This window comes from Natrinema salsiterrestre (genome assembly GCF_029502005.1).
Taxonomy (GTDB): domain Archaea; phylum Halobacteriota; class Halobacteria; order Halobacteriales; family Natrialbaceae; genus Natrinema; species Natrinema salsiterrestre.
In genome coordinates, this window is sequence record NZ_JAMQOT010000001.1 from 702,252 (window position 1) to 727,738 (window position 25,487).

Annotated in this window: 30 protein-coding genes; 14 read left to right on the forward strand and 16 right to left on the reverse strand. The window is 65.1% G+C overall.

Translation table 11 applies throughout. The annotated features are described in order from the left end of the window. Nucleotides 1-116 precede the first annotated feature (116 nt). From NDI89_RS03460 to NDI89_RS03480, 5 genes are read right to left on the reverse strand one after another with little or no spacing between them, the layout of a single operon-like run. Complete coding sequence (locus NDI89_RS03460; protein ID WP_277520120.1) at nt 117-686, reverse strand: GTP-dependent dephospho-CoA kinase family protein; 570 nt, start codon at nt 684-686, stop codon at nt 117-119. Between the two features lie 5 nt (nt 687-691). Further along, a complete protein-coding gene (spt4, locus tag NDI89_RS03465) occupies nt 692-889 on the reverse strand; it encodes a transcription elongation factor subunit Spt4 (RefSeq protein WP_006180733.1) in 198 nt (65 codons plus the stop codon). Between the two features lie 2 nt (nt 890-891). After that, nucleotides 892-1,461 carry a DNA-directed RNA polymerase gene (locus tag NDI89_RS03470; protein ID WP_277520121.1) on the reverse strand — a complete coding sequence of 190 codons (570 nt, stop codon included), beginning with the start codon at nt 1,459-1,461 and terminating at the stop codon, nt 892-894. Next, nucleotides 1,462-1,854, reverse strand: coding sequence for a type II toxin-antitoxin system VapC family toxin (locus NDI89_RS03475; protein WP_226004236.1), 393 nt, complete (start codon nt 1,852-1,854; stop codon nt 1,462-1,464). 4 nt (nt 1,855-1,858) lie between these two features. Next, entirely contained in the window at nt 1,859-3,091 is a 1,233-nt protein-coding gene (locus NDI89_RS03480; RefSeq protein ID WP_277520122.1) for a translation initiation factor IF-2 subunit gamma, read from the reverse strand. 156 nt (nt 3,092-3,247) lie between these two features. Here NDI89_RS03480 and NDI89_RS03485 point away from each other — a divergent pair, with 156 nt between their 5' ends. After that, on the forward strand, nt 3,248-4,252 hold the full coding sequence (locus NDI89_RS03485) for a DUF5787 family protein (protein WP_277520123.1): 1,005 nt from the start codon (nt 3,248-3,250) through the stop codon (nt 4,250-4,252). A 33-nt stretch (nt 4,253-4,285) separates the two neighbouring features. Here the strand turns inward: NDI89_RS03485 and NDI89_RS03490 are convergent, their stop codons facing one another. The 4 genes from NDI89_RS03490 to NDI89_RS03505 all read right to left on the reverse strand — a co-directional run bounded on the left by NDI89_RS03490 (nt 4,286) and on the right by NDI89_RS03505 (nt 7,577). After that, complete coding sequence (locus NDI89_RS03490) at nt 4,286-5,110, reverse strand: MBL fold metallo-hydrolase (RefSeq protein ID WP_277520124.1); 825 nt, start codon at nt 5,108-5,110, stop codon at nt 4,286-4,288. Nucleotides 5,111-5,182: 72 nt separating this feature from the next. Next, nucleotides 5,183-5,614: a hypothetical protein gene (locus NDI89_RS03495; protein WP_277520125.1), complete on the reverse strand. Its 432-nt coding sequence runs from the start codon at nt 5,612-5,614 to the stop codon at nt 5,183-5,185. A gap of 55 nt (nt 5,615-5,669) precedes the next feature. After that, the gene (locus NDI89_RS03500) at nt 5,670-6,065 is read right to left on the reverse strand and encodes a DUF2237 family protein (RefSeq protein WP_277520126.1); all 396 of its coding nucleotides are present in this window, start codon (nt 6,063-6,065) and stop codon (nt 5,670-5,672) included. 72 nt (nt 6,066-6,137) lie between these two features. Continuing rightward, on the reverse strand, nt 6,138-7,577 hold the full coding sequence (locus tag NDI89_RS03505; protein ID WP_277520127.1) for an ATP-binding protein: 1,440 nt from the start codon (nt 7,575-7,577) through the stop codon (nt 6,138-6,140). A gap of 147 nt (nt 7,578-7,724) precedes the next feature. On the opposite strand from NDI89_RS03505, the gene NDI89_RS03510 reads away from it, so the two are divergent. From NDI89_RS03510 to NDI89_RS03520, 3 genes are all read left to right on the forward strand, one after another. Beyond that, nucleotides 7,725-8,096, forward strand: a complete 372-nt coding sequence (locus tag NDI89_RS03510) for a universal stress protein (RefSeq protein WP_226004243.1) — start codon at nt 7,725-7,727, stop codon at nt 8,094-8,096. A gap of 2 nt (nt 8,097-8,098) precedes the next feature. Further along, nucleotides 8,099-8,680 carry a GNAT family N-acetyltransferase gene (locus NDI89_RS03515; RefSeq protein ID WP_277520128.1) on the forward strand — a complete coding sequence of 194 codons (582 nt, stop codon included), beginning with the start codon at nt 8,099-8,101 and terminating at the stop codon, nt 8,678-8,680. Nucleotides 8,681-8,824: 144 nt separating this feature from the next. Next, on the forward strand, nt 8,825-9,844 hold the full coding sequence (locus NDI89_RS03520; protein ID WP_277520129.1) for a DHH family phosphoesterase: 1,020 nt from the start codon (nt 8,825-8,827) through the stop codon (nt 9,842-9,844). A 102-nt stretch (nt 9,845-9,946) separates the two neighbouring features. On the opposite strand, the gene NDI89_RS03525 is transcribed toward NDI89_RS03520, so the two are convergent. Continuing rightward, the gene (locus tag NDI89_RS03525; protein WP_277520130.1) at nt 9,947-10,405 is read right to left on the reverse strand and encodes a universal stress protein; all 459 of its coding nucleotides are present in this window, start codon (nt 10,403-10,405) and stop codon (nt 9,947-9,949) included. Between the two features lie 209 nt (nt 10,406-10,614). Between NDI89_RS03525 and NDI89_RS03530 the strand changes: the two genes are divergently transcribed. The 3 genes from NDI89_RS03530 to NDI89_RS03540 all read left to right on the forward strand — a co-directional run bounded on the left by NDI89_RS03530 (nt 10,615) and on the right by NDI89_RS03540 (nt 13,045). Beyond that, on the forward strand, nt 10,615-11,082 hold the full coding sequence (locus NDI89_RS03530) for a universal stress protein (RefSeq protein ID WP_277520131.1): 468 nt from the start codon (nt 10,615-10,617) through the stop codon (nt 11,080-11,082). A 111-nt stretch (nt 11,083-11,193) separates the two neighbouring features. After that, the gene (locus NDI89_RS03535) at nt 11,194-12,468 is read left to right on the forward strand and encodes a DHH family phosphoesterase (RefSeq protein ID WP_277520500.1); all 1,275 of its coding nucleotides are present in this window, start codon (nt 11,194-11,196) and stop codon (nt 12,466-12,468) included. A gap of 106 nt (nt 12,469-12,574) precedes the next feature. Further along, the gene (locus tag NDI89_RS03540; protein WP_277520132.1) at nt 12,575-13,045 is read left to right on the forward strand and encodes a carotenoid biosynthesis protein; all 471 of its coding nucleotides are present in this window, start codon (nt 12,575-12,577) and stop codon (nt 13,043-13,045) included. A gap of 48 nt (nt 13,046-13,093) precedes the next feature. Here the strand turns inward: NDI89_RS03540 and NDI89_RS03545 are convergent, their stop codons facing one another. The 6 genes from NDI89_RS03545 to NDI89_RS03570 form a co-directional block, all read right to left on the reverse strand. After that, the gene (locus tag NDI89_RS03545; protein ID WP_277520133.1) at nt 13,094-13,789 is read right to left on the reverse strand and encodes a hypothetical protein; all 696 of its coding nucleotides are present in this window, start codon (nt 13,787-13,789) and stop codon (nt 13,094-13,096) included. 102 nt (nt 13,790-13,891) lie between these two features. Continuing rightward, nucleotides 13,892-14,317, reverse strand: a complete 426-nt coding sequence (locus NDI89_RS03550) for a DUF5807 family protein (protein WP_277520134.1) — start codon at nt 14,315-14,317, stop codon at nt 13,892-13,894. 125 nt (nt 14,318-14,442) lie between these two features. Then, a complete protein-coding gene (locus tag NDI89_RS03555) occupies nt 14,443-14,841 on the reverse strand; it encodes a DUF7500 family protein (RefSeq protein WP_277520135.1) in 399 nt (132 codons plus the stop codon). Then, the gene (locus NDI89_RS03560; protein ID WP_277520136.1) at nt 14,838-16,862 is read right to left on the reverse strand and encodes a hypothetical protein; all 2,025 of its coding nucleotides are present in this window, start codon (nt 16,860-16,862) and stop codon (nt 14,838-14,840) included. Before NDI89_RS03560 ends, NDI89_RS03555 begins: the two co-directional genes overlap by 4 nt. Beyond that, entirely contained in the window at nt 16,859-17,377 is a 519-nt protein-coding gene (locus tag NDI89_RS03565; protein WP_277520137.1) for a hypothetical protein, read from the reverse strand. The genes NDI89_RS03560 and NDI89_RS03565 overlap by 4 nt, the downstream gene beginning before the upstream one ends. 25 nt (nt 17,378-17,402) lie before the next feature. Further along, a complete protein-coding gene (locus NDI89_RS03570; protein ID WP_277520138.1) occupies nt 17,403-17,990 on the reverse strand; it encodes an archaellin/type IV pilin N-terminal domain-containing protein in 588 nt (195 codons plus the stop codon). Between the two features lie 451 nt (nt 17,991-18,441). Between NDI89_RS03570 and NDI89_RS03575 the strand changes: the two genes are divergently transcribed. From NDI89_RS03575 to NDI89_RS03605, 7 genes are all read left to right on the forward strand, one after another. Then, the gene (locus tag NDI89_RS03575) at nt 18,442-19,539 is read left to right on the forward strand and encodes a FlaD/FlaE family flagellar protein (RefSeq protein WP_277520139.1); all 1,098 of its coding nucleotides are present in this window, start codon (nt 18,442-18,444) and stop codon (nt 19,537-19,539) included. Nucleotides 19,540-19,576: 37 nt separating this feature from the next. Continuing rightward, a complete protein-coding gene (gene arlF, locus NDI89_RS03580) occupies nt 19,577-20,005 on the forward strand; it encodes an archaellum stator protein ArlF (RefSeq protein ID WP_277520140.1) in 429 nt (142 codons plus the stop codon). 3 nt (nt 20,006-20,008) lie between these two features. Beyond that, nucleotides 20,009-20,473 carry an archaellum stator protein ArlG gene (arlG, locus tag NDI89_RS03585; RefSeq protein WP_277520141.1) on the forward strand — a complete coding sequence of 155 codons (465 nt, stop codon included), beginning with the start codon at nt 20,009-20,011 and terminating at the stop codon, nt 20,471-20,473. Further along, entirely contained in the window at nt 20,470-21,198 is a 729-nt protein-coding gene (gene arlH / locus NDI89_RS03590; RefSeq protein WP_277520142.1) for an archaellum protein ArlH, read from the forward strand. Before arlG ends, arlH begins: the two co-directional genes overlap by 4 nt. A 2-nt stretch (nt 21,199-21,200) precedes the next feature. Next, on the forward strand, nt 21,201-22,880 hold the full coding sequence (locus NDI89_RS03595) for a type II/IV secretion system ATPase subunit (RefSeq protein WP_277520143.1): 1,680 nt from the start codon (nt 21,201-21,203) through the stop codon (nt 22,878-22,880). 4 nt (nt 22,881-22,884) lie between these two features. Continuing rightward, nucleotides 22,885-24,612 carry an archaellar assembly protein FlaJ gene (gene flaJ, locus NDI89_RS03600; RefSeq protein ID WP_277520144.1) on the forward strand — a complete coding sequence of 576 codons (1,728 nt, stop codon included), beginning with the start codon at nt 22,885-22,887 and terminating at the stop codon, nt 24,610-24,612. A 167-nt stretch (nt 24,613-24,779) separates the two neighbouring features. Beyond that, entirely contained in the window at nt 24,780-25,241 is a 462-nt protein-coding gene (locus NDI89_RS03605) for a FlaD/FlaE family flagellar protein (protein WP_226004261.1), read from the forward strand. Nucleotides 25,242-25,487: the final 246 nt, after the last annotated feature.

Below are 25,487 nucleotides of genomic sequence, written 5' to 3' on the forward strand. Positions count from 1 at the left end.
CGCCTGACTATCCGGACCCAATCGTGGATACAACGACCGCCTCCGACCGCACGTGGGTGCTCGAAACGACAGTCGAAACGGACTGACCGGCCGGTAACGAAGTCCGAGCCGGCCACCTACTCGTCCAAGAGATTCCAGAACCGCTCGGTGTCGCCCTCGAAGCGCTCGAGCAACGCTCGCATCTCCGTTCGGTGGTCGTCGGTGACGGTCACGTGGACCATCCCCTCGTCGGGCTGGCCGTAAACGACGCTCGCGCCCTCGGGCGCGGCGACGATCGCCGGCAGCGCGACGAGGTCCTCCTCGCCGTCGACCAGAATCGTCGTCGGCTCGTCGGTCGCGAGCGCGCGCCGAAGTGCACGGACGACCGGTGCCGAAAGCTCCGCGGGCGGGTTCCGTACCTCGATGCTCGCACCGGCGGTGACCGCCTCGCGGATCTCCTCGTCGACGGCGCTGCGTTTGGTCCGGCCGTCCACGAGTGCCACGTCCGGCTGGCGGCCCGCCTGCAGGAAGTGGTAGGTGACGACGTCGCCGACGGCGATCAGCGGCCCGTCGACGGCTTCGAGGAGTCGCCGGGCGTCGGTCTCGATCGGTCCCATCGGCTCCTTGAGTTCGTGGCGGAGATCGTCGGGTAAAACCAGTAGCTGGTCGTCCTCGGCGGGCGCCGAATCGTTGTCGTCGCGGGTCACGTGCGTTAGCGAACCTTCAGGGCGTACGCGCCCGGTTCGGTGATCTGCATCTCCGTCGCGATCTCGCTGTCCTCGGGATGGGCGATGATGACGTAGCCCGCCCAGTCCTCGGTCAGCGACGAGGAGTTGCAGGCGTCGCAGGTCTCGTTATCCGGCTCGTTGACCCGGTGACACTCGCGACAGACGAGGCGATCGGATGCCATGGTTATTCACCTGCGGTCGCTTCGCGCTTCTCGCGCTCGTCCTCGAGCCACTCGTGTTTGCCCAGCCCCGGCTGTTTCGCGGTGAGGCCGATCTTCGAGTCCCGCGGGTTGCGCTCGTCGATGCTCTTGGTGACGATGCGGGCCCGGACGGCGTCCTCGACGCCGAGCGAGCGCGCGGATTCGTTCGAGGCGAGTTGCTGGTTCTCGCCGTCGAAGGCGAGGTACTCGTCGCTGATCTGTGAGACGTGGAGCAGCCCGTCGACGGGGCCGATGCCGACGAACGCACCGAACTCGACGACTTCGACGACGGTGCCGTCGACGACCTCCTGCATCTGCGGATCGAACGTGACGGCGTCGAACTCGGCCTCGTAGTAGACGCCCGGTCGATTCGGCAGCACCGTCCCCTCACCGATATCGTGGACCTCGGTGACGGAGACGACGCTCCCGACCTCCTCGTCCATCCGCCCCTCGAGTTTGTCCTGGAGCAGTCGTTTGACTCGATCCGGCGAAACGTCGCCGAGTTCTTCCGGCGGTACTTCTACTGTGTCCTTCAGTCTAACCCGTTTGTACATCTATGGTTGAGTGATCGCTAACTTGTTTCTCCCGCGTAATGCAATTACCGGTCTGCTCGCTTCGAGCACTCGGTCGCGCAGCGGCCGATCGTTCGTAACGACGTAGTCGACGTTCCCCTCGCGAGCGAGTTCGACCAGTGCGTCGTCGGCGTACGACGCCTCCGTGTCGACGACGAGGCAGCGTTCGGTCGCCAGATCGTGGCCGACGGTCGCGGCCGTCCCCTCCTGGCCGCCCTTCTCCGAGAGCCGCCGGAGTTCCTCGAGGACCGCCTGCGGAATCGTCGGCTCGAACGAATCGAGGAGCCGCTCGAGTTCCTCGAACAGCCGAACGTCGAGTTCGACCGGCATCATGAGCGCGCTCGTGTCGAGGGCGACCCGCGTCCGCGTGCTCATCGCCTTAGTCCGTGAGCGTTCCCAGGCCGATCAGCCGCCAGCGCGCGCCGATGCGGCGGTTGATCGCGATTTTGGTTCCCGGGTCGGCGGCGACGGGTCGTTTGAGTTTCACCTCGCACTCGCCGCTTCGGGCGCTGGTGACGGAGCCGACGGTCGTCGCCGTGCCGACGGTCATCATCAGCGGTTCGCCGGTGCTGATCTCGTCGACCGTCTCGCCGCTCTCCGCGCCGACGACCCGCTCGAGCAGGTCGACGTCCATGGTGAACTCGTTCCACGTCGGCGGGAGCGTGCCCGGCGGGCCGGCCATCCGACCTGCGAGGGCGTCGCCCTTCGTCAGCGAGGGGTCGAGTCCGGTTCCGACGCCGAGCAGGCCGCCCGGCGTGACGGTGTCGACCGTTTCGCCGCCGGCCTGTAGCGAGCGAATGCTCGTCTCGATCGGGACGTACTCGCTCTTCCCGCCTTCCTCGACCTCGCGGCCGGGTCGGATCTCGATCTCGTCGCCGACCTCGAGCTCCCCCTGCACGAGACTGCCGCCGAGGACGCCGCCGGCGAGGTCCTTCGCGGTCGTCCCGGGTTTGTTGATGTCGAAACTGCGGGCGACGTGCATCCGTGGATCGGCGTCGGGGTCCCGATCCGGCGTGGGGATCTCCTCCTCGATGGCCTGAATGAGCAAGTCGAGGTTGACCTCCTGACCCGCGGAGACGGGGACGATCGGCGCGTCTTCCGCGACCGTTCCCTCGACGAACTCCTTGATCTGGTCGTAGTTGTTTCGGGCGGTCTCGGGGTCGACGAGGTCGACCTTGTTCTGGGCGATGACGATGTTGTCGATGCCGATGATGTCGAGCGCCATCAGGTGCTCTTCGGTCTGGGGCTGGGGGACGGGCTCGTTGGCGCTGACCACCAACACGGCCCCGTCCATCAGCGACGCGCCCGAGAGCATCGTCGCCATCAGGGTCTCGTGCCCCGGGGCGTCGACGAACGAGACGGTCCGGAGCGGCTCGCTCGGCGTGCCGTCCGCGCACTCCTCTTCGACGGTGTAACACTCGGGTTCGTCGAGCCCCTCGCAGTGGCGGAACGTCGCGTCGGCGTAGCCGAGCCTGATCGAGATCCCGCGTTTCATCTCCTCGCTGTGCTGGTCCGTCCACGAGCCGCTGAGCGCTTGCACCAGCGTCGTCTTGCCGTGGTCGACGTGACCGACGAGTCCGATGTTCACCTCCGGTTGTCGATTTCCTACCATAAGACGATGAGTAATCTTGCGTAGTGATTCCGCTGTGCGACTGATAAAGGTTGCGAGCTATCCCTTGTCTCGACTGACGCAGTGTGCGGGACGTCGGCCGACGAACGAGCCCGCCGAACCCGACGACTTATTTCGATTCCCGCCTACCCTGTGACCGTGTCGGAGTTCGCGTTCGAACTCGAGTTGTGCGCCCGCCTCGAGCGGCGACGCGACGGTATCGTCGCCCGACAGCTCGGCGGCAGCGTCGCCGATCCCGGCGGGCGAGTTCTGGACGTACTCTGCGTCGAGCCCGGCCTCGAATTCGAGGACCGCATCGCGATTACGAGCGAGACGATTCCGGACGCCGCAATCGAGTCGGCCGTCGGCACCGGGCAGGCCCGCTACTGGAAGGACGCCTTCGACTGTCATCCCGAGCGGGCTCGCAGCGCCACGGAGCGGGCACTCGAGATCGGCTTCTTCGAACGCGATCACAGCGCCAGCGCGACCGCGAGCCGCGAGTACGTCCGACAGGTCGCCCGTTACCCCGACTGGTACGACCGGCTCGTCGCGATCGAGAACAAGCCCGATCTCGGGCGGCCGGGGGACCTCGAAGCCCAGCTGCGAACCGACGTCAGCCTCGCGCTGGTCGACGAAGTCGTCCTCGCGACCGAGAGTTACGTGACGCGCGCCCACCTGAATCGGATCCCCGAGGCGGTCGGCGTCTGGCGCGTTCACCGCGAGGCGTCGGACGCGGGCGGGTCCCTCGAGATCGAGGTGATACGCGAGCCGACGTCGCTCTCCGTCGACGGTCGGGGGATCGAACCCCTCGAGTCCCATCCCGGCCGAACCGAGATCGCCACCGTGTCTGCCGAGGCGAAGGCTCGAGCGCGCCGCCGGCTCGCCGAGCGGGCCTACGGCAAGGGCTGGCGGACGTACGGGTTTCCCGACTGTGCCGCGTGTCGCCCGGACGACGCGAGCGACGCGACGCTCCCGTACTGCGAGTGGAAGGACCGAATCGTCGACGCCGGGTCGGAATGTGGGTCGTCCTGTCCGGGATACCGACCGGACTCGGATTCGGTCACGGACGTCGATCTCGAGGCGGAACGTGACCGCCGAACCCCCTGGATCGCCGATCCGGGCGGAAAGCGCCGACGGCAGTCCGGACTCGATCAGTTCGGCTGACCGGATCCCGCGATCGAGGGGGGGGTCGAACCGTTACAACACGTACTGCTCGCCGTCGATCGCCAGCGGCTCCTCGAACGCCTCGTCGGCGGGGTAGAAGTGCGCGAGATGGACCAGTCGCGTCTGAGCTGCGTTCAGTTCCTCGGCCAGCGCGAGGGCTCCTTCTCGAGTCATGTGTTTCGTGCCGAACGTCCGGGGGACGCCGTCGGGGTCTTCGTGCCGACCGCCGAGCGGATGGTACTCGCAGAGGCTCGCCGGGACGATCCCGTCGGCCAGCAGGAGGTCCGCGTCGGCCAGTACCGCGCGGGATTCCTCGGGAATATCGTAGCTCGTATCGCCCGTGATCGACAGCTTGGTCCCCGTTTCGGGATCCTCGACGGCGAGTCCGTAACAGACCAGCGGTGGGTGCTCGACCGGCACCAGCGTCACGTCGAGCCCGCAGATACGGACCGTCTCGAGGGGCGTCGTCGGAACGACGGTGACGGGGTCGAGGTAGTGGTAGTCGTCCCGAACCGTCTCGGCGACGCTCTTGCCGGTCTCGGGATCGGTCTCGTCGGCCGCGTAGACCTCGAGGTCGTCGACCACGCGAAAGACGTTCCCCAGGCCGTCGAGGTGATCGAAGTGAATGTGGGTGACGACGGCGGCGTCGGGCAAGGGAACCTCGTCGCGCAGGAACTGGTAGCGGAAGTCGGGGCTGAAGTCGATCAGCAGCGACTCGTCGGTCCGCTCGTTCTCGACGTGGACCGAGAACCGCGTGCGCTCGACGCCGCGCTCGCGTGCGGCCGTACACGTATCGCAGTCACAGCCCACTGTCGGCGTCCCGGTCGTGTCCCCGGTTCCGAGCAGGGTTACTCGCATCGTTGCGATTCCCTCCTGCTACCGTCCGCGGACCGAACCGACAGCGGATCGAAGGCGTCCGGTCTTCGCCGCCTACACATAGGACCGCCCTTCCTCGAGTGCGCGCCGAACGAACGGGTGGTCCGAGTTCGCGTCGAACCGATCGGCCGGCAAGACGTGAACGGAAAAGACGACGCCGTGCTCGAGCCCGACCGTCTCGGCCAGCACCTCGAGTCGCCGTTCGGTCTCCTCGTCGTCCTCGTCTCGCGGCTCCGCCGCTCGACTGTTCGCGTAGTCTCGGGAGACGTCGTCTCCCGAAGGTCGGGAAATCTCCGATTTCCCTCGACTTCGCTCCGCGCTATCCTCGAGGACGAGCAGTACCTCGACCGACGTGTGGACGCCGCGGTCGTCGCCCCGGACGGCATCGCCGAAGACGACGAGATCGCGGATCGACTCGCCGTGTTCGGACCGTGCCCGGCTGGCGAACGCGTCCGCGGCGTCCCCCTGTGGCGCGCCATTGCTCATAAGGGGTGATTGGCAGCCGTCACATAAAGGGTATTCCCCGCGGGCGGATCGACCCCTACACGGTCCCGGGATCGCTGCCGTCGGTCCCGTCGTACTCGTGCTCTCGGAGCAGGTCCGGATCGACGTCCCGAAGGACCGCCTCGTGGGTCGCCTCGAGGACGACCGGCGGCGCGCAGTCGGCCTCTTCAGCCTCCACCCATCGTCCGAGACAGAGACACCACCGATCGCCGGGCTCGAGGCCCGGGAACTCGAACTCCGGCCTGGGCGTGGTGAGGTCGTTACCCCGCGCCCGGCTGAATCGCAGAAATTCCTCGGTCACGACGGCACAGAGTTCGTGTCGGCCACGATCGGCCTCGACCCGCCGACAGCAGCCGTCCCGGGTGTAGCCCGTGGTCGGGTCGGTGCCGCAGGGCTCGAGTTCGGTGCCGTACACGTTCCGGTCGTCTGGCATGGGTAGTGCGAGGTGCGTCAGGTGGAAACGGGTGCTGTCGGACGGACGAGACGAGATTTCCCGTCGGGAGGCTCAGTGGTCGTGCTCGTGGTCGTGATCGTGGTCGTGATCGTGCGAGTGTCCCCCGTCGCTGGCCTTGTCGAGATCGCCGCCGGCGACGAGCGCGTCGTGGTCGCCCTCCATCATGTCCATGTTCTTCAGCGTATCGCGCTCCTCGAACTCCTCGACGGCGTTGAGGAGGTCCTCCTGGGTCAGCGTCGTCCGGTCTTCGGTCAGCGCCTCGAGCACCGCTTCCCGGAGCACCATCCGGAGGTCGCTGCCGGTCAGCCCCTCGGTGACGTCGGCGATGAGCTGGGGGTCGAACTCGTCGATCTCCATCGTCCGCGTGATGAGGCCGAGGATGTCGGCCCGCATGCCGTGATCGGGTTTGGGGAAGTTGATGATCTCGTCGAAGCGCCGCCAGGCGGCGTCGTCGAGCTGGTCGGGGTGGTTGGTGGCCCCGATGAGCAGGACGTCGTCGTCGATGAGCGAGATGTTGTCGATGCTCTTGAGGAGGGTGTTGACGGCGCGCTTGAGCGCGGCGTGTTCGTCGCTCCGACGCGTCTTGGCGACGAAGTCGAACTCGTCGATGAAGAGGATACAGGGCGACAGTCGCTTGGCGACCTCGAAGGTCTTGTCGACGTTCTTCGCCGTTTCGCCCAGGTACTGGCTCGTGATCATCGAGAGCTTGACCTCGACGAAGGGGAGGTCCATGTCCTGTGCCAGCGCCTGCGCCGTGGACGTCTTCCCGGTTCCGGGCGGCCCGACGAACAGCAGTTTCCCGATCTCCCGCAGGCCGATATCGGCGAGGTAGTCCCGGTGTTCGATGGCCTTCGAGATCTTGTTGAGTTCGTTCTGCTGGTCCTCGGTGAGGACGAGGTCGTCGAGGGACATGTCGACCTCTTCGGGGGCGCGGACGTCCACGAGGTCGAGCATCTCCTCGTCGTCCTCCTCGTCGAAGTACTCGTTGAGCAGGCCGTCGATCCAGACCCGATCGGCCTGAATCGGCCGGTTCCGTTCGCGAGCCTCCTCGTGAGTGACGTCGAACGCGTAGTCGTCGTGATTCGCGAAGTGCTTCGCCAGCGTCGGGTTCTCGAGCAGCCGGTCGTCGTCGACGCGCTCGGCGAACCACTCCTCGGCCATGTCCTGCTGGGCGAGGGTGATCGTCCCGGAGAACTCGTCGCGTTCCGTGAACATCAGGTCGGAGACGGCCTCCCAGGGGCGATCGACGCCGGTCGCATCCCGTGCGGTACTCGTCGTGACCGACAGGGGACGACTGATCCCGGCGGGTTTGCGAGTACTGCCGCCGCTTCCCCCGCTCTCGTCGTCGCTCCCGCTGTCGTCGTCGACGCCGCCGGTCCAGTAGACCCGGCGGAACGCCGGCGGGAGATCGTTCTCGTCTAGCGTCCGGTCGTCCGAATACACGCTCGTCGTGAGCAGGAATTCCACGACATCGAGCGCCGCATCAGTCATTCCGTGAACCTACTGACTACACGTTCTTAACAGCGTCGTCCTGCACAACGTCTGCGGTAGTCGGGCGTCCCCAACCGGACCACAGTCCCCGTTTCGATCCCGGAAACCGGCACAACCGTTTTCGTGTGTCGGCTCACAAGCACTCGTATGAACGTGTTGCTGGGTCTCGGCGGCAGCGACGAGTCGGTGAAGACGCTCCGACGGACCATCGAGCGGACCCGCGAGGTCGGTGACGACCTGACGATCGTCGTCGTCGACAAACCCGAATCGAAACGCTCGCAGGACGAGATGTACCAGCAGGCCCTCGACTCGCTCGAGGAGGCCGACATGAGCGACGTCGAGGTCGAAACGCTCGAGGGGGATCCCGGAAGCGCGCTGGTCAATTACGCGGAGCGAGGCGAGTTCGACCAGCTGGTCATCGGCGGCGGGACCCTGAGCCCGATGGGGAAGATTCAGCTCGGTCCGATCACGGAGTTCGTCCTGTTGAACGCGCCGACCACCGTCAAGCTGGTGCGATAACGATGGTCGGCACGCGTCAGTATCCCGACGAACCGTCCGGACCGTTCCCCTCGCCGCCGACGACGATCGAGGACAGGGACGGGCGATCGATCGAGATCCGAGCACCCGAGACGTTCACCGGTGAGACGCTCGATGCAGTCGTCGGGATGTACGCCGAGTTCGATCCCACGGATCGCGCACAGGGGATCCCGCCGACCGGCGAGGAGCGCATCCGAACCTGGCTCGAGGCGATCGGCGACGACAGCGTCAACGTCGTCGCCCGCGACGGTGACGACGTCATCGCCCACGCGATGTTGGTCCCCGACACCGACGACCTCTCCGCGATCGAGCACAGATCGGACATCGAGTGGGAGCTGGCGATTTTCGTCCTGCAGGCCTACCAGCGAGCGGGCATCGGGACGACGCTGCTCGAGAACCTACTGGGTCACGCGAGCGATATCGGCATCGACCACGTGTGGCTGACCGTCGAACGGTGGAACAACCCGGCGATCGCCCTCTACGAGCGGGTCGGATTCGAGTCCACCGGCACCGAGAGCTTCGAACAGGAGATGGCGATCCTGCTCGAGGGAAGCGACGAGCACTGATCCCGTTTCCGAGCGGTACGTGTCACCAATAGCGTGGTAGTCGAGACCGGTTTGACGGCGGTCGATTTCGGTAGCAGCGGAGCGAAACGGAGAGCACGTCCAGTAGGCTTGTACGGGAGGGGGTCCCAGACGGTATCACGAATCATGAGTGACGCGCAGTCGCTTCGAGACGTCCTGACGCCGGCCGAGGAGCTCACGATCGTGTGCCACAACAATCCGGATCCCGACTGCCTCGCGAGCGCGCTCGCGCTCGGGCGGATCGCCGCGGCCGTCGGGATCGACGATCGGCGCATCCTCTACAGCGGGGACATTTCCCACCAACAGAACCGGGCGTTCATCAATCTCCTCGATATCGACCTCACCGAATTCGATCCGGAACGGGTCCGAAACCGGTCCGAGGACTCGTTGCTCGCGTTCGTCGACCACGCGACCCCCGGCGCGAACAATCGGGTCCCCGAGGGGACCCCGGTCGACATCGTCATCGACCACCACCCGGCGGAGGCCATCGACGCACGGTTCGTCGATCACCGGGAGACGATCGGTGCCACGGCGACGATCCTCACCCAGTACGTCGGGGAGTTCGATATCGACCTCGACGCCACGCTGGCGACCGCGCTCCTGTTCGCGATCCGTCGCGAAACGCTCGGGTTTCTCCGGGGGGCGACGCACGAGGAGTACGCTGCGGCGGGGTCGCTCCACGATGCCGCGGACCTGAATCTGCTGCGACAGCTATCGACACCCTCGGTGACCGGCGCGACCGTCGACGCCATCGCGCAGGCCATCGGGAACCGAACGGTGCGTGGGTCGGTCCTCATCACGCACGTCGGCCGGACGAGCGAGCGCGACGCCCTCCCGCAGGCGGCGGACTATCTCGCCACGCTCGAGGGCGTCGAGACGGCGGTCGTGTACGGTATCGTCGACGAGAGCATCCATCTGAGCGCGCGCTCGACGGATACGCGAGTTCACATCGGGGACGTCCTCCACGAGGCGTTCGCGGACGTGGGGAGCGCCGGCGGGCACCGGGAGATGGCCGGCGGTGAGATCCAACTCGGGATCTTCGCCGATGCTATCGGTGACGACACGCAACTGATCGCGATCGTCGAACAGATCGTCACCGCTCGGCTCGTTGCAGGGCTCAACCTCCAGGACAACGAACAGTCGTGACGGTACCGCCGAGAACGGAGAGGAGAGATATCGGCTCGGCGTGCGGTCCCGCGGACGGCCGTCGCCGACGGCGTCTCGAGCACCCCGCGAGACGGACCGCGATCACACCGACAAAACGGGCTGGCTCGCGTACGAGAGGACGTACTCGGCGGCCTTCTCGAGGACCTCGGCTTCGGTTTCGGTGACTGGTTCCCGGGGAAGGACGATGAAGTCGGCGTCGATGTCGTCGGCGGTATCGAGGACGACGTTGCCGGGGTGGCGCGTCTTCCGCGTCTGCGAGAAGCCGTCGTCGACGGAGGTGGCGAGCGGAACGTCGGCCTCGTCGGCGATCCGTCCGATGTCGTCGAAGAACCCCTGCGTGTGCTCCGCGACGTCAGTGTCCTCGACCGTCCCGGCGTCTAGCCCCCGTACGACGCCGCGACCGAGCACGTACAGCGCGTGCACGGTGGCATCGTAGCGGTCGGCGACGGCGACGGCGTACTCGACGGCGGTGGCTGACTCGTCGCTCCCGTCGACCGGTGCGAGAACGGTGTCGACGGTAAACGGCTCGCTGTCGTCCATAATCGGAGATTTTGCGGGCGGCCGTAAAAAGGCTGTCCCGACCGGTCCGGACCGTCGACGGCCGCGTGCGACAACCGTTCGCGACGCGATCCGAGTCCTCGATCGCCGACGGGACTCCCGGAATCGAACCCGGTATCGGCCCGTTTCGGCGATCGGTCGATCGGTCATCGACCGACCGGTTTTTGCTCTCCGGCCCGAAACGGTCTCTCATGTTCGATACGGTCGTGGTCGCCACCGACGGCTCCGACAGCGTGAAACGGGCCGTCGACGTCGCGTTCGATCTCGCCGACCGGTTCGACGCCGAGGTCCACGCGCTCTCGGTGATCGACGCCAGCGAGGTCGACGCCTCGCCCCAGCAACTCCGAGAGGAGCTCCGCACCGCCCTCGAGACGACCGCCGAGGCCGCAGTCGCTACCGTCGAGGAGCGGGCGGACGGGGACGTGACGACCGCCACCCGCGAGGGTCGCCCCGCCGCCGAGATCTGCGAGTACGCCCGCGAGATCGACGCCGATCTGGTCGCGACGGGGACGCGCGGTCGCCACGGCGAGAATCGGCTCCTGCTCGGCAGCGTCGCCGAGCGAATCGTCCGGACGTCACCGGTGCCCGTCCTGACGGTGCGGCAACTCGCACCGGCGGACGACGATGACGACGGGGAAACCCTGGCCGCCAACGCCTGAGGGCGTCGTCAGATCGGCGTCGAATCGATGGCGGTTATCCGCCGATTCGACGCCCTCCTCTCCGCTCGCGATACCGGCGATTACTTCCCCCACGGTCACGCAGCACGTATCATGTACGACGAACTCATTCGGAGCGACGATCTGTCGCTCGCCCGCAAATCGGTCCTTCCGGGAACCGGCTTCTTCCTGCCCGACGAGCTCGAGGAGGACCTCGAGGAGCAACAGACCGAAGCCGCGCTCGAGGGGGCCGAGGTCGCGGTCATCGCGGATCCTGACGCCGACGGACTGGCCTGCGTCGCCCTGATTCGAGAGGCCTACGGCGACGTACAGAACGTCCCGGAACCGGAAGAGGCGGAGGCTGACGCGGATGACACCGACGGTCAGCCGGACCCGGTAGCCGACGCGACCGACGACGCCGACGAGGAGAACGTCGTCATCGCGGCGGGAGACGACGACCCCCTCGAGGAACCCGAGCCGACGCCGCACGACGTCGCGCTCGTGCCCGCGAGCCCCCACGACGTCGAGGACGCAATGGCTCGCGTCGCCGAGTACGGCGACGAGGGGATCGATATCTTCATTTGCGATCTCGCACCGGACCGCTACGAGTACGTCGAAGACGAACTCGCGGCCGCGCTCGAAACGGCCGACCGCGTGTCGTGGTACGACCACCACCAGTGGGGCGACGACGTCGCGCGGGCAGTCCGCGACGCCGGGGCTGATCTCGTGATCGGCGACTCCGACGAGGAGTGCAGCGCGGACGTCGTGTTTCGCTCGCTCGAGTACGACTTCGATCCGATGTACGAGGAACTGGCCGCCGTCACCCGGGATCACGACCTCTGGCTGCGCGAGGATCCGCGCAGCGACGATCTGGCGGATTACGCCTACTGGACGGATCCCGCGGAGTACGTCGAGGTCGTCCGGGAGTACGGCGTCGACCTGCCCGAGTGGGTCACGGACTACATCGCCGAGCGCCGCGTCGAGAAGGAGGCGCTCATCGATCAGGCGGTCGGCCGGGCGGAGCTTCGCGAGATCGGCGGCTACACGGTCGGCATCACCTACGGTCGCTGTTCGCAGAACGAGGTCGCCGAAGCGATGCGCGAGCAGGGTGCCGACGCGTCGGTGATCGTCAAACCCGCCGGCTCGGCCTCGATTCGGGGCACCGACGAGTTCGAACGGTGCCACGAGGTCGCGGGGAAAGTAAACGGCGGCGGCCACCCGAAGGCCGCGGGCTGCAAGCCCGACATCTACGACGACATGCTCGACTACGCGAACCACTGGACGACCCGCGGTGCCGTGACGAAACGCGTCATTCTCGACGCGTTTCGTGACGTCATCGCGGACGCGGCCGAGGAGACCGACGGCGACGCGGAACCGAGCGACGACTGATCGGCCCGGGACAGCAGTCGGATTCGTCCGACTTACGCCGCTTTTTCGTCGACCACGCGAACAGAGATTCAGCGTTCTTTTCATTTCGTACCAGAGATAGTTCCGTATGTCTCAGGAACGCCTTTTCTCCGGACTGGCCGCCGCGGTGGGCGTCCTCGCGCTCGTTCACGCCACAGTCACGTGGCCGCTATCGGCGACGGTCGCGTTCTTCGGCGGCGGTGCACTCGTCGCGTTCACCGGCGAGGCAATCGTCATCGGCCTCGACTGGCTGGAACACCACATCGGCCCGAAAGTCGCCGGCGTCCCGCTCTACGTGCTGTTCGGGTGGACCGGGACGATCTACGTCGCGTTTCGCGGTGCACTCCTCGTTACCGACGGCTGGACCGCAGTCGTCGCCGCTGGCGCGCTCGCGACCGCCTACGACGTGCTTACTGACCACCGAGGCGTCGCCGAGGGCCACTGGACTTACACGGACGACCTCCCCGGCCCCCGGTATCGCGATGTCCCCTGGTGGAATTTCGCCGGGTGGTTCGTCATCAGTTGCCTCACGGCGTCGCTCGCCGTCGCCTTCCTCTGACTCGTCGTCGTTCCCGTGGGCATGTCCGCTTTCGCTCGAGCCACCCGATCACTGCCGCGACGCGAAGTACCGCATCACGAGCTGGAGCACGTGGACGAACACCCCGGCAACGGCGATGTAAACGCCGATCGTCTGCAGCGCCACGGATTCGCTGCGCCGGTCGCGGACTTTCCAGATTTCCCAGCCCAGTCGGAGCAGGAAGCCGAGAAAGATCAGCACGAAGCCGGCGAGCAACACCGGCGGAACGAACGTCCCGATCAAAATCGCGACGACGCCGCCGATGAACGCGTAGTTGGCGTAGGATCCCCAGTGCTCGAACGTCTTCGACCGGGCGTAGACGTACGCCGAGATCACGGCGGTCACCAGGGCGACGACGATCGCCGTCACGGCGAGGATCGTCAGCTGGGACTCTCGAGGCGCGAAGCGAAGCACCCCGGCCCCGAAGATACCGAAGGCCAACTGCAGGATCACCATCCCGACGAACGCGATGCCCATGTCGCCGCCCTCGACGCCCCGCTCGGCGACCAGCTGGCCGGCCATGATCGCCGCACCGTAGGCGATCGCGCCGATAATCGGGAACGAAAACAGGTAGTCGTTGACTGACGCGAGCGGCGTCACCACGAGGACGTACATCAACAGAACGTTGACGGCCATCAGGGCGCTCGCGCCGCCGATGACCTGCGCTTCGCGGCTCGAGAGACCGAACCCGCGGCCGGTCTCGTACGGGGTTTCGGTCGAACTCATGGTGTCACTCTAGACCGCTGGGCCGCAAAAGAGTATGCCTTCCTCGAGACTGACAGTCCTCTGACACTGGTCGAGAGCGAACGGGTCGTCGTCGTACCGCACTCATTCGGTGACGTTCCACCGATCCGAGAACGCCGTCCCGCACGTACACTGCGCGTAGGCGTGGATAACGGCCGCCTCGGCGTAGATACCGCCGACTTCCTCGTTCTGTGCTTCGGCGAACGCGAAGACGAACTGAATCGCGTGGTCCTCGTCGTCCGAGGCGTCCGGACAGTGGCCGCCCGTCAGGTCGCCGTCGATCTCACCCTCCGTGCTCATCGCGGACTTTGCGAACTCCATCGCACCGGTTCCCGTCGCCGCCTGAAACGCCCCTCGACCCCGCTCGCCGTCGACGACGATCAGCGTCCCGTCGTCGACGCGATCGCCGAACCGCTCGAGCCGGTCGTCCGACACGTACGAGTCGGCCAGAAAGAGCGCGACATCATCGAGACGTTCGCCCGCCAGAAACGCTTCGCGTGGGTTACTCATGGCGTCGGATTCTCGCTCGACGTGGAAAAAGGGCGGTATTCGCGTCTCCCTGTTCGAGGGTCGACTCGAGTGCGGGGCGTGACGGTCTCGCGGGTCCGCACGCGCTGGTACCCCAGGAGGCCGCCCTACACGTCGAGATCGGACGCAGCGAGCATGACCTGCAGCGCCTCACTGGGGGACATGTCGTCGTCGAGCTGGCCGGCGTACCAGGTCAGGAGATCGACGAACACCTCGCGGACGTCGTGTGAGGTCGCGCGATGGTGGGCGATTTCGCCATCGGTCTTGAGCGTAATATCGACGCCGTGGGGTTCGCTCGCATCGGCGAGCGCACCCCCGTTCGTCTCGACCGACGGCTCCGTCAGTGGACCCGCCGTGTCCCCGTCGACGAGGTGATCCGCGTTCTGCTCGTCGCTGCCCGCCCTGATTACGTACTGATTCTCGGCGAGTTCCCGGACGTGATCGCCCTCGAGCTCGAGGTCGTCGGGCTCGAGGACCGTGTCGGTGTCGTGGCTGTCTTCGGTCATGAGTTTCTGATCTGAATGTGCTGTTCGAGGAGGTCCGCGATGGGGAGCGCGAACTGTCGCCCGGTGCCGAAGTACTCCAGCCCCGAGAGGAGCAGGAAGACGGCCATCGCGGCGACGGCCAGCGCGAGCGCGAGCGCGCCGACGCGGTCCCACCTGTCGGTCCGCGTCGCGACGACGATCCACGCGGCGAGCGCGCCGGCGACGATGAGGTTGACGACTGCATGCGTCTGGACGACGGTTCCGACGGACCAGTCGACCGCGCTGAAGACGGCGATCGAGACGGCGACGCCGACGACCGCGAACCCGAACGTCGCTAACGCGAGGGAACGGAACTCTCGGTTCGCGATCCGTCGGATCGGCTCGAGGCGGAACACGCCGTAGAGCAGCACGGGAACGATCGGAGCGAGGTAGCGAACCGTGATCGTCGAGTGGAGCGGGAGCCGCGAGAGGTACATGAGACTGAAGAGGCAGACGTAGCAGACGGCGAAGACGTCCGTCTGCGTGAGCGGGTCGCGCAGTCGCCGCCGGACGGAGTGAGATTGTGCGATCCGTCTGACAGCGACGACTGGAGCCGCGACGAGCGCACCGAGGACGGGTGCGGACTCGGCGATGGTCAGCTCGACGGTCTGGCCGCCGGTTTGACTGTAGTCGACGCCCGGAATACGTCCGCTTCGAAGAAAGACGTGGGAGAGGCGATTGGCATCAAGCGCGTCGAATCCGGTAGAAAGCACGCCGCCGAACACGTCCAGCGCGTCCAGTGCACCGTCGATCCCGGCTGACGCCAACCCGATCGCTCCGCCGACGAGGCGGGTGAGTATGCCCGTGGGGCGGGTAGTCGAGTCACCGCTCGTTCCCTCGGCCGTTTCGCTGTTCGTCCCCTCGGGCGTTTCGCTACTCGAGCCGCCATCGCCGGAGGCCGTTCCGTCGGCTGATTCCCCGCCGGTCGGTTCGGCACTGCCCGCGCCGGTTCCCACGTTGTCGACCAGCACGTCGCCGCCGGTGTACGCCGACAGCAGCCGCGGCGGTTTGACCGGATTTCCGGAGATGAGCGTGTTCGTCACGAAAAACGGCAGCAGCGAGACGAAAAAGACGCCGCCGATGATCCCGAGCGTGCGCGGATCCCTCGAGCGAGCCGTCAGCAGATCCAGCGGCAGGAGCACGGCGAACAGTGCCAGCGCTTCCGGGGCGTGGATCCAGGCCGTCGCGCCGACCGTCGCGTAGGCGAGCGCTCGGAACGCGACCCCCTCGTCGCCGTCGGCGATGGCGACGCGACTTCGGTAGAAGCCATACAGCGCGATGAGGGCCAGCAGCGCGGTCAACGCGTGTCGCTTCGGGATCGACGCCCAGAAGCCGATCGGGACGAGCACGACGCCGGTGATCCCGGCGGCCATCGCGACCCGTCGCCCGTGTGCGCGGGCGAACAGCCGGTAGAGGACGACCGGAACGAACCCGGCCGCGACCATCGTGCTCACCTGTAGCGCGACAAGTGGAAAGAATCGCGGCGGAAGGGCGGTCGCCGTCGCGAGGTTCGCCTGAAAGAGGCCGAACGCGAGCGCACAGCCGGTCAGCGTCGCGAGGCGGCCGCGCCCGAACAGATGGCCGAGTTGGATACAGAAGGCGAGCACGAGGAAGCTCCACACCGCCGCGATCGCGATTCGCGGGTCCGCGACCAGCGCGATCGCCTCGAGCCCCAAGAGGAACGGCAGCGCGAAGACGACCTGGCCGTAGTTTCGCGCATAGAGCCGTCCGTCCACGATGTTCATCCCCGGCGTCGACGGATCCGTCGGGCCGTAGACGGCCTGCGTAATGTGGAGCTGGCCCTCCGAGACGGCGACGAGCGCGTTCCCGATGGCGAACGTGTCGACGATGAAGATGTCGACGCGCCAGTAGAGGGCGAACAGCGCGAGCGCACCGAGGTAGATCGTGAGTCCGGTCCGATCGCCGAACAGCAGTCGAACCAGCACCTTTCGGTCGACCTCGAGCCCCGTCAATTCCTCGCGGACGCGATGGGCCGTGCTCATTCGGGCACCTCGAGTTGGATAGTCTCCGTAGTCACCGGGAACTCGTTGTCGCCCGATTCGGCGGTGATGGTAATTGTGGCCTCGACGCTCGAGTTTTCGGTCCCCTGGACCTGTTCATCGGGGATCGAGAGGGAAACTGATTTTTCCGTTCCAGCGGCGACGCTGCTGGTTGTCGTCCCGTTGTACTTCAGTTCGGGAACCGAAACGCGGTAGGTCAATACGACCGGTTCCGCGCCGGTTTCGACGTAGACCAGCGCGTCGGGGATCTCGAGTCGATGCGAGGAGGAGTTCGTTTGCTCGAGCGAGACGTTTTCGGCGTGAACCTGCGTCGGCGAGACGAACAACTGTCGGTCGACGGAGACGCTCTCTTCGTTCCCGGCGAAAGACGTGTAGAGATCGACGGATTCGTCGGCGGGTTCGGTCGCGTCGATTGCGGGCACCAGCGGTCCGGCCGCGAGCGTAACGAGTAGTATGCAAAGCGCGGTAACGACGACGCACTGGTGATCTATGTCCATAAAAATCGAGGGTAGGTGATCCCTATTAGACGATGACGTAGTCTTTGTTACCGAAGGTGTTCGGCACGGTAACGCCGTAGACGGTCGTTGCACCGGACTGATCGACAATACTTAGCGTTGCGTCAGATCCAGTTGCAAGTGAGGTACCTTCGATAGATGCCACATCAATCGTGAGCGTAACACGCTGTTCGCTACTAGTAAGAGAGTTGTCCTGAGTTCCACCACCAACGCCAACTGCTTCTGTCGTGAAGGCGGAAGCAGATGCGGAGTCATCGTCATGCACGAGTGTTGTAGAAGTAGTATCACTCGTGTACTGCACTGTTGCAGATGTCAGGTCGATAGCGTTAGAGCCAGCGGACTTCTTAATAGTCATTCGTATCTCGGTGATACCGTCTGAACCAGTCGTACCGACTGCATCCACTACGCTAATTTGGTTCGCAACTTCTTGCTGCGTGTCTTCGCCAGTACTCGAGGCCTGGCTCTGGAGGAGCCCGGCCGTGTTAATCAATACGCCTGCTGCGATCGCTGCGACGAGCACCATCGCGATGAAGACGATCAGGGTACCGATACCGACCTGACCGCGCTCGTCTCTCTCTGTAATTGCTTCGAACATTTATGTGTACACCCTGAGTGCCGTCCTCGCCCGTCCGAACCCGTCGCGACGTCGTGCGCCACCGTGGGTCCTCGAGACGCCCGCGTGAGCGCCGGCAGCCGGCTCGACGGGCTGGGCCCGTCGCTCCCTCGATGGGCGTGGCGACGGGCCAACAGTCGTGTCCCGTCGAACTCCGGCGTGAGGCGAGTGGTTTGGCATCACAGTATCTGGGGATGCACCCCGACCGACACATCGCCTAGTCGGACTATCAAGCTCCGTATCACCTCAGACCGCGTATCGAGACTCGACTCACGATTCGAAACGCGGGCCGATTCGGCGGCGGAACTCGAGCGGACATCTATAGGAGCACCCCCACTACAGGGGAGTAGTATGACTGCATCGTCCGACGAAGATCGCCGCCGGCACCGGTGGAGCGCGGCGAGACGTCGAACCAAGAACGCAACGACGTAACATGGATTTCGGACTCGATTCCCTCCGCACTTTCCTCGAAGACTTCCTGAGCGATAGCGGCGGGCGCCGAGGCCGCCAGCGCGAGCAGCAACGCCGCCAACAGGAAGCCCAGGGTGACGATGCGGCCGACGGACAGGCGGGAGGGGAGACAACGGCCGACGAGACGGAGAGCGGCAACACCGCCGAGTCCGAGGCGAATGAGAGCGGCGGCGGTGGCCTGTTCGGCCGCGGGTCGTCGTCGGCCGAGGAGGAAGAGCTCGACGACCTCTACTATCGGATCGACGAACTCGAGGAGCAACTCGAGGACAAGAGCACGGAGCTGGGCTCGGTTCGGGACTCCCAACAGCAGGTCGCGGACCAGGTCGAGGAGATGAACGACACGGTTCGTCAGCTGCTCGGGGTCTACGACATGTTGACCGACGACGTGAACCCGTTTACCGGGGCGGGCGAGGAACGAAACGGGTTCGGCGTCTTCGGTGAGGACGATCCGGCGGCCGACGAGCAACCCGGGATCGGGGTCGCCGACGGCGGGTCGACGAGCGGCGACGAGACGGTTTCGTTCGGCGACCTGAAGGGCGCTATCGAAGACGCGACGGCGGCGGGGGCCGACACGGCCGGCGGCGACGCCGGCGGTGAAACGATCGCGTTCGACGATGGCGACGGCGATACCAGTGAGGAAGCGCGCAACGACACCACCGTGGAAGTGCAGGCCACCGAAAGCGTCGACGGGCCGGATACCGAGGCGGATTCGGACGACGACGGTGGGTCCGACGTCACCCTCGAGAGCCTCGCGAACACGTACGCGACGGACATCATCGTCCTGGAGTGGCTGACCGAACTCGTCCGGACGGCCGGTCCGGCGGCGACGCTGCGCGCGATCTCCTACTACGCCGAGATCGGGTGGATCGACGAGGAGGTCAAAGCACACCTCGAGGCGATGCTGAGCGGCCCGGATCTCGACATCCACGTCGACCCCGGGGCGACGCCGGACGAACTGACCGCCGAGGATCACGCCGACAGCTACACGTACATCATGAAGCTGCAGGAGATCCACGAGACGAAACGGGAGATCGAGCCGGACGCCGAAACGGGGAGCTGACGTGACGCGGATCGACGACGGAGGACGGTGATCGAACGTGGGATTCAGTACCAGTGGTGCGACGGCGATCATCTTCGTGGGCGTGCTCGTCGCGGCGGGGATCGCCTACCCGGTGTTTCAGACGGCCTACGAGGAGCGGACGACCGCGATCGAGAACCACGACGATCGCGCGCTCGAGATGCGAAACACGGCGATCGAGATCGCGTCTACGAGCTACGACGCGAACGGAAACGGGAATTTCACCATGGACGTGAACAACACTGGGTCGACGGTGCTCTCGGTTTCCGAGACGGATCTCCTGCTCGACGGCGTCTATCAGGAGTCCTACGAGACGAGCGTGAACGGAACCGCCGATCGGGAGCTGTGGCAGCCCGGCGAGACGCTGACGGTGACGGTCTCGACCGAGCGGCCGAACAGGGTGAAGATCGTGACTGAACACGGAATCGCGGCGACGGAGGTGCTGTAATCGATGGCCGGCGACTCGGTCTCGACGCTGATCCTGTTCATCGCCGCGATGCTGGTCGCCGCCGGCGTCGCCGGGACACTGGTCACCAACGTCAACGAGATCAGCAACTCGGTCGATACGAAGAGCGGCGAGATGACCGACAAGATCGAGACCGATATCGAGATCATCAGCGATCCGGGCAGCGGGGCAGTGTACAACTCCGACGGTGCCGAGAACATCACGCTCCTCGTCAAAAACACCGGCCAGAAGACGCTCGCGACCGACGGCACCGGCCTCGACATACTGGTCAACGGCTCGTACGTCTCGAGCGACGAGTTCGCGATCACGGTCCAGGACGGCGGCGGTCCCTGGCGAGACGGGACGGTCGCCGCGATCGAGATCGACCGGTCGCTCGCGACGGGCGAAGAACACAGGGTGCAGGTGACGACCAACGGCGCGAAGGAGGTGTTCGAATTCTACGTCCCATGACCGAGTATCACTCCATCGGACTGACCGGACGGGATCGCGTGAACAACGCCATCGGCGGCGGGATTCCAGCGGGGAGTATCATGCTTATCGAAGGCCAAGACGGTGCGGGAAAGAGTGCGATCTCGCAACGGTTCTCCTACGGACTGGCGACGGAGGACGCGTACGTCACGTACGTCTCGACGGAACTGAAGTCCTGGGAGTTCGTCCAGCAGATGAACTCGCTGTCCTACGACGTCGTCGACCTCCTGCTCGACGAGCAGTTGTTGTTCCTGCACGCGAACGTCGATACCCATAACGAGGGCAAAGAGCGCCAGTTGCTCGGCCGACTCACGAGCGCCGAAACGCTCTGGAAGGCCGACGTCGTCTTCGTCGATACGCTCTCCGCGCTGTTGCGGAACGATCCGAACTACGAAGCGGGAAGCAAGGACGGCGAGGAGGACCACGTCATCCAGCGGCTCGTCACGTTCCTGCGGCAGGTGACGATGCGGGACAAGTCCGTCGTGCTGACGGTCGACCCGACGAGCGTCCGCGACGACGCGTTGCGGCCGCTGCGGAACGTGGCCGACATCTACTTCCAGATCGAGACGAACACGGTCGGCCAGGAGATCAGACGCAAGATCCTGGTCCGGCGCTTCCAGAACATGAAAAGTCCGGTCGACGACTCCATCGGCTTCAGCGTCCAGCAGGGCCGTGGCGTCTCGATCGTCAGCAGGACGGTGGCGTAACGATGTCAGATTTCGGCACTGCACGACTCGAGAGCGAACTGGACGGACTGGCGGCCGAGCACCCCCACCTGCGGGAACACCTCGACTGGTTCTCCGAGGAGTACGGCGAGTATCCGAAGCTCATCGACGAGCCGAGCGGCGAGTGGGAGTCCGATCGGCCGAACGTCATCTACGAAGCGGAGTCGCCGATCTTCTGTCACGTCCACGGCGACATGGGGATCGACACGACCTACTACTGCGTCGAGCCGACGCTCGAGGACGAGGACAAGGCCCTGTACAACCAGCTCCGACAGCGCATCCTCGACAAGAGCGTCACCCGACCGGCGCCGAGCGACGATGAGGAGTTCGAGGAGCACTTGGACGAGCTGCTGGACGAAGTCGTCGAAGTCGGGTCGGGGATCACCGGCCAGTCGATCGGGCGGCTCAAATCGCTCGGGCGGAGCAAGGTCTCGCTCTCGCAGGACCAGTTCACCCGGTTGCGCTACCAGCTCCAGCGCGATATCGTCGGACTCGGGCCGCTGGAACCGGTGATGGTCGACACGGCGAACGAGGACATCCACGTGATCGGGCCGAAACAGTGTTACCTCGATCACGGCACGTACGGCATGATCTCGGCGACGGTCGACTTCGGGACGCCCGAGGAGTTCGAACAGTGGCTGCGGAACATGGGCGAACGGATGAACCACCCCGTCAGCGACTCCGACCCGATCATCGACGCGACCCTGCCCGACGGCTCGCGTATCAACATCATCTACTCCGACGACGTCTCCGTCCAGGGCCCGTCGCTGACCATCCGGCAGGGCGAGGAGATCCCGCTGTCGGTCTTCCAGATCACGAAGTGGGGTACCCTGAGTCCGGAACTGGCCGCGTACCTGTGGCTCTGTCTGGAGAACGAGCAGACCGTCTTCGTCGTCGGCGAGACGGCCTCGGGAAAGACGACGACGCTGAACGCGGCACTGTCGTTCATTCCGCGGGACGCGAAGATCTACACGGCGGAGGACACCTCCGAAGTCGTCCCGCCGCACAACACCTGGCAGCAGCTGCTCACCCGCGAGGGATCCGGCGACGAGTCGGCCGACGTCGACATGTTCGACCTGGTCGCTGCCGCGCTCCGATCGCGCCCGGATTACATCGTCGTGGGTGAGGTCCGCGGAGCGGAGGGACAGATGGCGTTCCAGGCCGCCCAGACCGGCCACCCGGTCATGCTGACCTTCCACGCCAGCGACATCGTCTCGATGATCCAGCGCTTTACCGGAGCCCCGATCAACGTCCCCGAGACGTTCATGGACAACTGCGACGTCGCCCTGTTCCAGAATCGGGTCAAGCAGGGCGACGACGTCCTCCGTCGGGTGACCTCGGTCCAGGAGATCGAAGGCTACTCCGACTACGAGGGCGGCGTCGTCACCCGACAGGCGTTCAAGTGGGACCCCCGCGACGACGAGGTCGCGTTCACGGGGCGGAACAACTCCTTCGTCCTCGAGGAACAGATCGCGACGCTGCTGGGCTATCAGGACACCCGCGAGATCTACGACGAACTCGACCGCCGGGCGGAGATCATCCGACAGCTCATCGACGCCGACGTGCTGGGCTACCACGAGGTCAACAAGGCGATCGCCGACTTCCAGCGCGACGGTCTCGAGGGACTGCCCATTCGGATCAGCGGGATCGATCAATTCGCCTGAGACCATGTCGACCGACTCCCAGTCAGCGCCGGATATGAGCGCTCGATCGCTGCTCGAGTCGCTCAACATGGCGTACGCGAACATGGACATGTCCGCGTCGCGGTATCTGCTGCTCATTATCGCGCCCGCGTTCGCGTTCTTCGTCGGCTCGGGAGTGGCGGTCCTCGTCCTCGGGCTCTCCCTGATGGTCGGACTCCCGGTCGTCATGCTGGGACTGTTGGCGATGGTCGTCGCGATCATCTATCCCAAGCTGGCCCAGGACCGCAAGCGAAAGCAGATCCGGCAGCGCTTTCACCTGTTCCTGACCCACATCACCGTCCTCTCGATGACGAACATCAACCGCGTCGAGATCTTCCGCACCCTCGCGGAGGAAGACGAGTACGACGCCCTGGCTGAGGAGATGGGCCATCTCGTCGCGATGGTCGACACCTGGAACCAGAGCCTCGACGACGCCTGCCGGCTCCGGGCCAAACAGACGACGAGCCCCCTCCTGACGGACTTCCTGGAGCGCCTCGCGTACACGGTCGGCGGCGGCCAGCGGATCAGCGACTTCCTGATGGACGAACAGGACACGATTATCCAGCAGTTCGTCACCCGATACGAGGCGGACCTCGCGAAACTCGACGTGATGAAGGAGCTGTACATGTCGATGATGCTGTCGGTGGCGTTCATCCTCGTGTTCGCGATCGTCCTGCCGATCCTGATCGGCACGAACCCGACCCTCCTCATCGGCGGGACCATCGTCATGTTCTCGATCGTTCAGGTGGCGTTCATTTACGCGATCCACGTCATCTCGCCGTACGACCCCCTCTGGTACATCGAGGAGACCGAAGGGACCGGCCCGTTGAATCGGATCCCGCGAGCGATGGCCATCGGTATCGGCTGTAGTATCGTTCTCGGGATCGTCATGATAGCCGCCATGCTCGGATACGTTCCGCCCATCGCCGACCGCGCCCCGTTGCCGATCATGGCCGCGATTCCCGTGACGCCGCTGCTCCTCCCCGGCTGGCGGATGCGCCAGGAAGAACAGAAGGTCAAGGTTCGCGACGGGGAGTTCCCCAGCTTCATTCGCGCGCTCGGGGCGGTCGAGAGCGTCAAACAGACCTCGACCGGCAGCGTCCTCGAGAGCCTGCGCCGGAAAGATTTCGGGGCGTTGACGGACAACATCGACGCGCTCTACAAGCGACTCAACATGCGGATCGACGACATCCGCTCCTGGCGACTGTTCGCCGCCGAAACCGGCTCCTATCTCATCCAGAAGTTCGGCGATATGTACGTCGTCGGCCGCCAGATGGGCGGCGATCCGAAGGTGCTCGGACAGGTCATCAGCGAGAACCAAAACGAGGTACTCAAGGTCCGCGAACAACGCCAGCAGGCGACGATGACGCTCATCGGCGTCCTCTACGGGATCACCGCCTCGGCCGTCTTCTCGTTTTTCGTCGGCCTCGAGGTCGTCGAGATCATGATGGACATCACGAGCGAGATGAACCTCGGCGAACAGAGCGACATCGCCGGCAGTATACTCAATACCGAACAGTACAACATCCGGACCATCGAGTTCCTGCTGATCCTGACGATCATCATCAACGCCGGGCTCTCGGCTGTCATGATCCGGCTCACCGACCGCGGCCACATGATCAGCGCCCTGGTTCACTTCGTCTTCTTGACCTGGCTCGGCGCAGTGGTCGCCGTCGTCACACAGTACGTGGTCAACGTGGTCATCAGCGTCTGATTCCCCCGACAGCGTCCCGAAGTGGGAGGGAACTCGCCCGAATCGCGCTGATCGTCGATCGCCACCGGACGAGTCCGATTCTCCGACGACTCACCGTTCGTAATGACGCGAATCTTCTTGACCGCTGGACGACTGGAACACCAATAGACCGGTTCCGCCGGCCACTCATGTCAGACTCAAAGCCCTACCTCGAGACGCTCGAACGATCGGCCGGGCGCACCGACGCCACGATCCAGTGGGCCCGCTTTCTCGGCGAAACCTTCGGCACGACGGGCGCGCTGAACTGCCTGCGCTACTACGAGGACCTGGGATGGATCAGCTCCCTCGTCCGCGAGCAGATGGTCTCGTACCTGCGCGGACTCTCGATGGGAGAGATCCACAACAAGCGGTACGACGAACCGACCACCCTCGAGTACCCCCTCGAGTCCCTGAGCGGAACGCTCTTCAGCGCGCACGCTCAGAGCCTCGAGTACATCGCGACGATTCGGGGCGACGACCTCGAAGAACACGTGATGATCGCGCGGATGGCCGAACGCCGGGTCGAACGGCGGATCGACGACGACGAAGACGAGGCCGACGAACCCAACGAGATGGTCAGTATCATCCGCGACGGCCCGTCGACACACTGACCATATATTCGGTACGAGGCCACAACAGTTATCAAGGCCTTTGGTACCAGCCCGATAACTGGAGTATTTCGATCATTATCAGTGTTTCCCTGCACATATGCAACCTTCCTATAGTCACTCTCCGAGATCAGGACACGAGTCGACGAGTAGTCAGTTATTATGTCATTCATCGGCATTTGATTTATATATTTGGGAGACTGTTCGGTTCCCTGTCCCTTAATATCCCCCAGCGTCAGGGAATCAGTA

Coding starts and splice junctions, on each gene's coding strand:
- spt4 (WP_006180733.1), bottom strand. CDS start 889: ATGGCATCCGATCGCCTCGTCTGTCGCGAGTGTCACCGGGTCAACGAG.
- NDI89_RS03470 (WP_277520121.1), bottom strand. CDS start 1,461: ATGTACAAACGGGTTAGACTGAAGGACACAGTAGAAGTACCGCCGGAA.
- NDI89_RS03475 (WP_226004236.1), bottom strand. CDS start 1,854: ATGAGCACGCGGACGCGGGTCGCCCTCGACACGAGCGCGCTCATGATG.
- NDI89_RS03480 (WP_277520122.1), bottom strand. CDS start 3,091: ATGGTAGGAAATCGACAACCGGAGGTGAACATCGGACTCGTCGGTCAC.
- NDI89_RS03490 (WP_277520124.1), bottom strand. CDS start 5,110: ATGCGAGTAACCCTGCTCGGAACCGGGGACACGACCGGGACGCCGACA.
- NDI89_RS03495 (WP_277520125.1), bottom strand. CDS start 5,614: ATGAGCAATGGCGCGCCACAGGGGGACGCCGCGGACGCGTTCGCCAGC.
- NDI89_RS03500 (WP_277520126.1), bottom strand. CDS start 6,065: ATGCCAGACGACCGGAACGTGTACGGCACCGAACTCGAGCCCTGCGGC.
- NDI89_RS03505 (WP_277520127.1), bottom strand. CDS start 7,577: ATGACTGATGCGGCGCTCGATGTCGTGGAATTCCTGCTCACGACGAGC.
- NDI89_RS03510 (WP_226004243.1), top strand. CDS start 7,725: ATGAACGTGTTGCTGGGTCTCGGCGGCAGCGACGAGTCGGTGAAGACG.
- NDI89_RS03515 (WP_277520128.1), top strand. CDS start 8,099: ATGGTCGGCACGCGTCAGTATCCCGACGAACCGTCCGGACCGTTCCCC.
- NDI89_RS03520 (WP_277520129.1), top strand. CDS start 8,825: ATGAGTGACGCGCAGTCGCTTCGAGACGTCCTGACGCCGGCCGAGGAG.
- NDI89_RS03525 (WP_277520130.1), bottom strand. CDS start 10,405: ATGGACGACAGCGAGCCGTTTACCGTCGACACCGTTCTCGCACCGGTC.
- NDI89_RS03530 (WP_277520131.1), top strand. CDS start 10,615: ATGTTCGATACGGTCGTGGTCGCCACCGACGGCTCCGACAGCGTGAAA.
- NDI89_RS03535 (WP_277520500.1), top strand. CDS start 11,194: ATGTACGACGAACTCATTCGGAGCGACGATCTGTCGCTCGCCCGCAAA.
- NDI89_RS03540 (WP_277520132.1), top strand. CDS start 12,575: ATGTCTCAGGAACGCCTTTTCTCCGGACTGGCCGCCGCGGTGGGCGTC.
- NDI89_RS03545 (WP_277520133.1), bottom strand. CDS start 13,789: ATGAGTTCGACCGAAACCCCGTACGAGACCGGCCGCGGGTTCGGTCTC.
- NDI89_RS03550 (WP_277520134.1), bottom strand. CDS start 14,317: ATGAGTAACCCACGCGAAGCGTTTCTGGCGGGCGAACGTCTCGATGAT.
- NDI89_RS03555 (WP_277520135.1), bottom strand. CDS start 14,841: ATGACCGAAGACAGCCACGACACCGACACGGTCCTCGAGCCCGACGAC.
- NDI89_RS03560 (WP_277520136.1), bottom strand. CDS start 16,862: ATGAGCACGGCCCATCGCGTCCGCGAGGAATTGACGGGGCTCGAGGTC.
- NDI89_RS03565 (WP_277520137.1), bottom strand. CDS start 17,377: ATGGACATAGATCACCAGTGCGTCGTCGTTACCGCGCTTTGCATACTA.
- NDI89_RS03570 (WP_277520138.1), bottom strand. CDS start 17,990: ATGTTCGAAGCAATTACAGAGAGAGACGAGCGCGGTCAGGTCGGTATC.
- NDI89_RS03575 (WP_277520139.1), top strand. CDS start 18,442: ATGGATTTCGGACTCGATTCCCTCCGCACTTTCCTCGAAGACTTCCTG.
- arlG (WP_277520141.1), top strand. CDS start 20,009: ATGGCCGGCGACTCGGTCTCGACGCTGATCCTGTTCATCGCCGCGATG.
- arlH (WP_277520142.1), top strand. CDS start 20,470: ATGACCGAGTATCACTCCATCGGACTGACCGGACGGGATCGCGTGAAC.
- NDI89_RS03595 (WP_277520143.1), top strand. CDS start 21,201: ATGTCAGATTTCGGCACTGCACGACTCGAGAGCGAACTGGACGGACTG.
- flaJ (WP_277520144.1), top strand. CDS start 22,885: ATGTCGACCGACTCCCAGTCAGCGCCGGATATGAGCGCTCGATCGCTG.
- NDI89_RS03605 (WP_226004261.1), top strand. CDS start 24,780: ATGTCAGACTCAAAGCCCTACCTCGAGACGCTCGAACGATCGGCCGGG.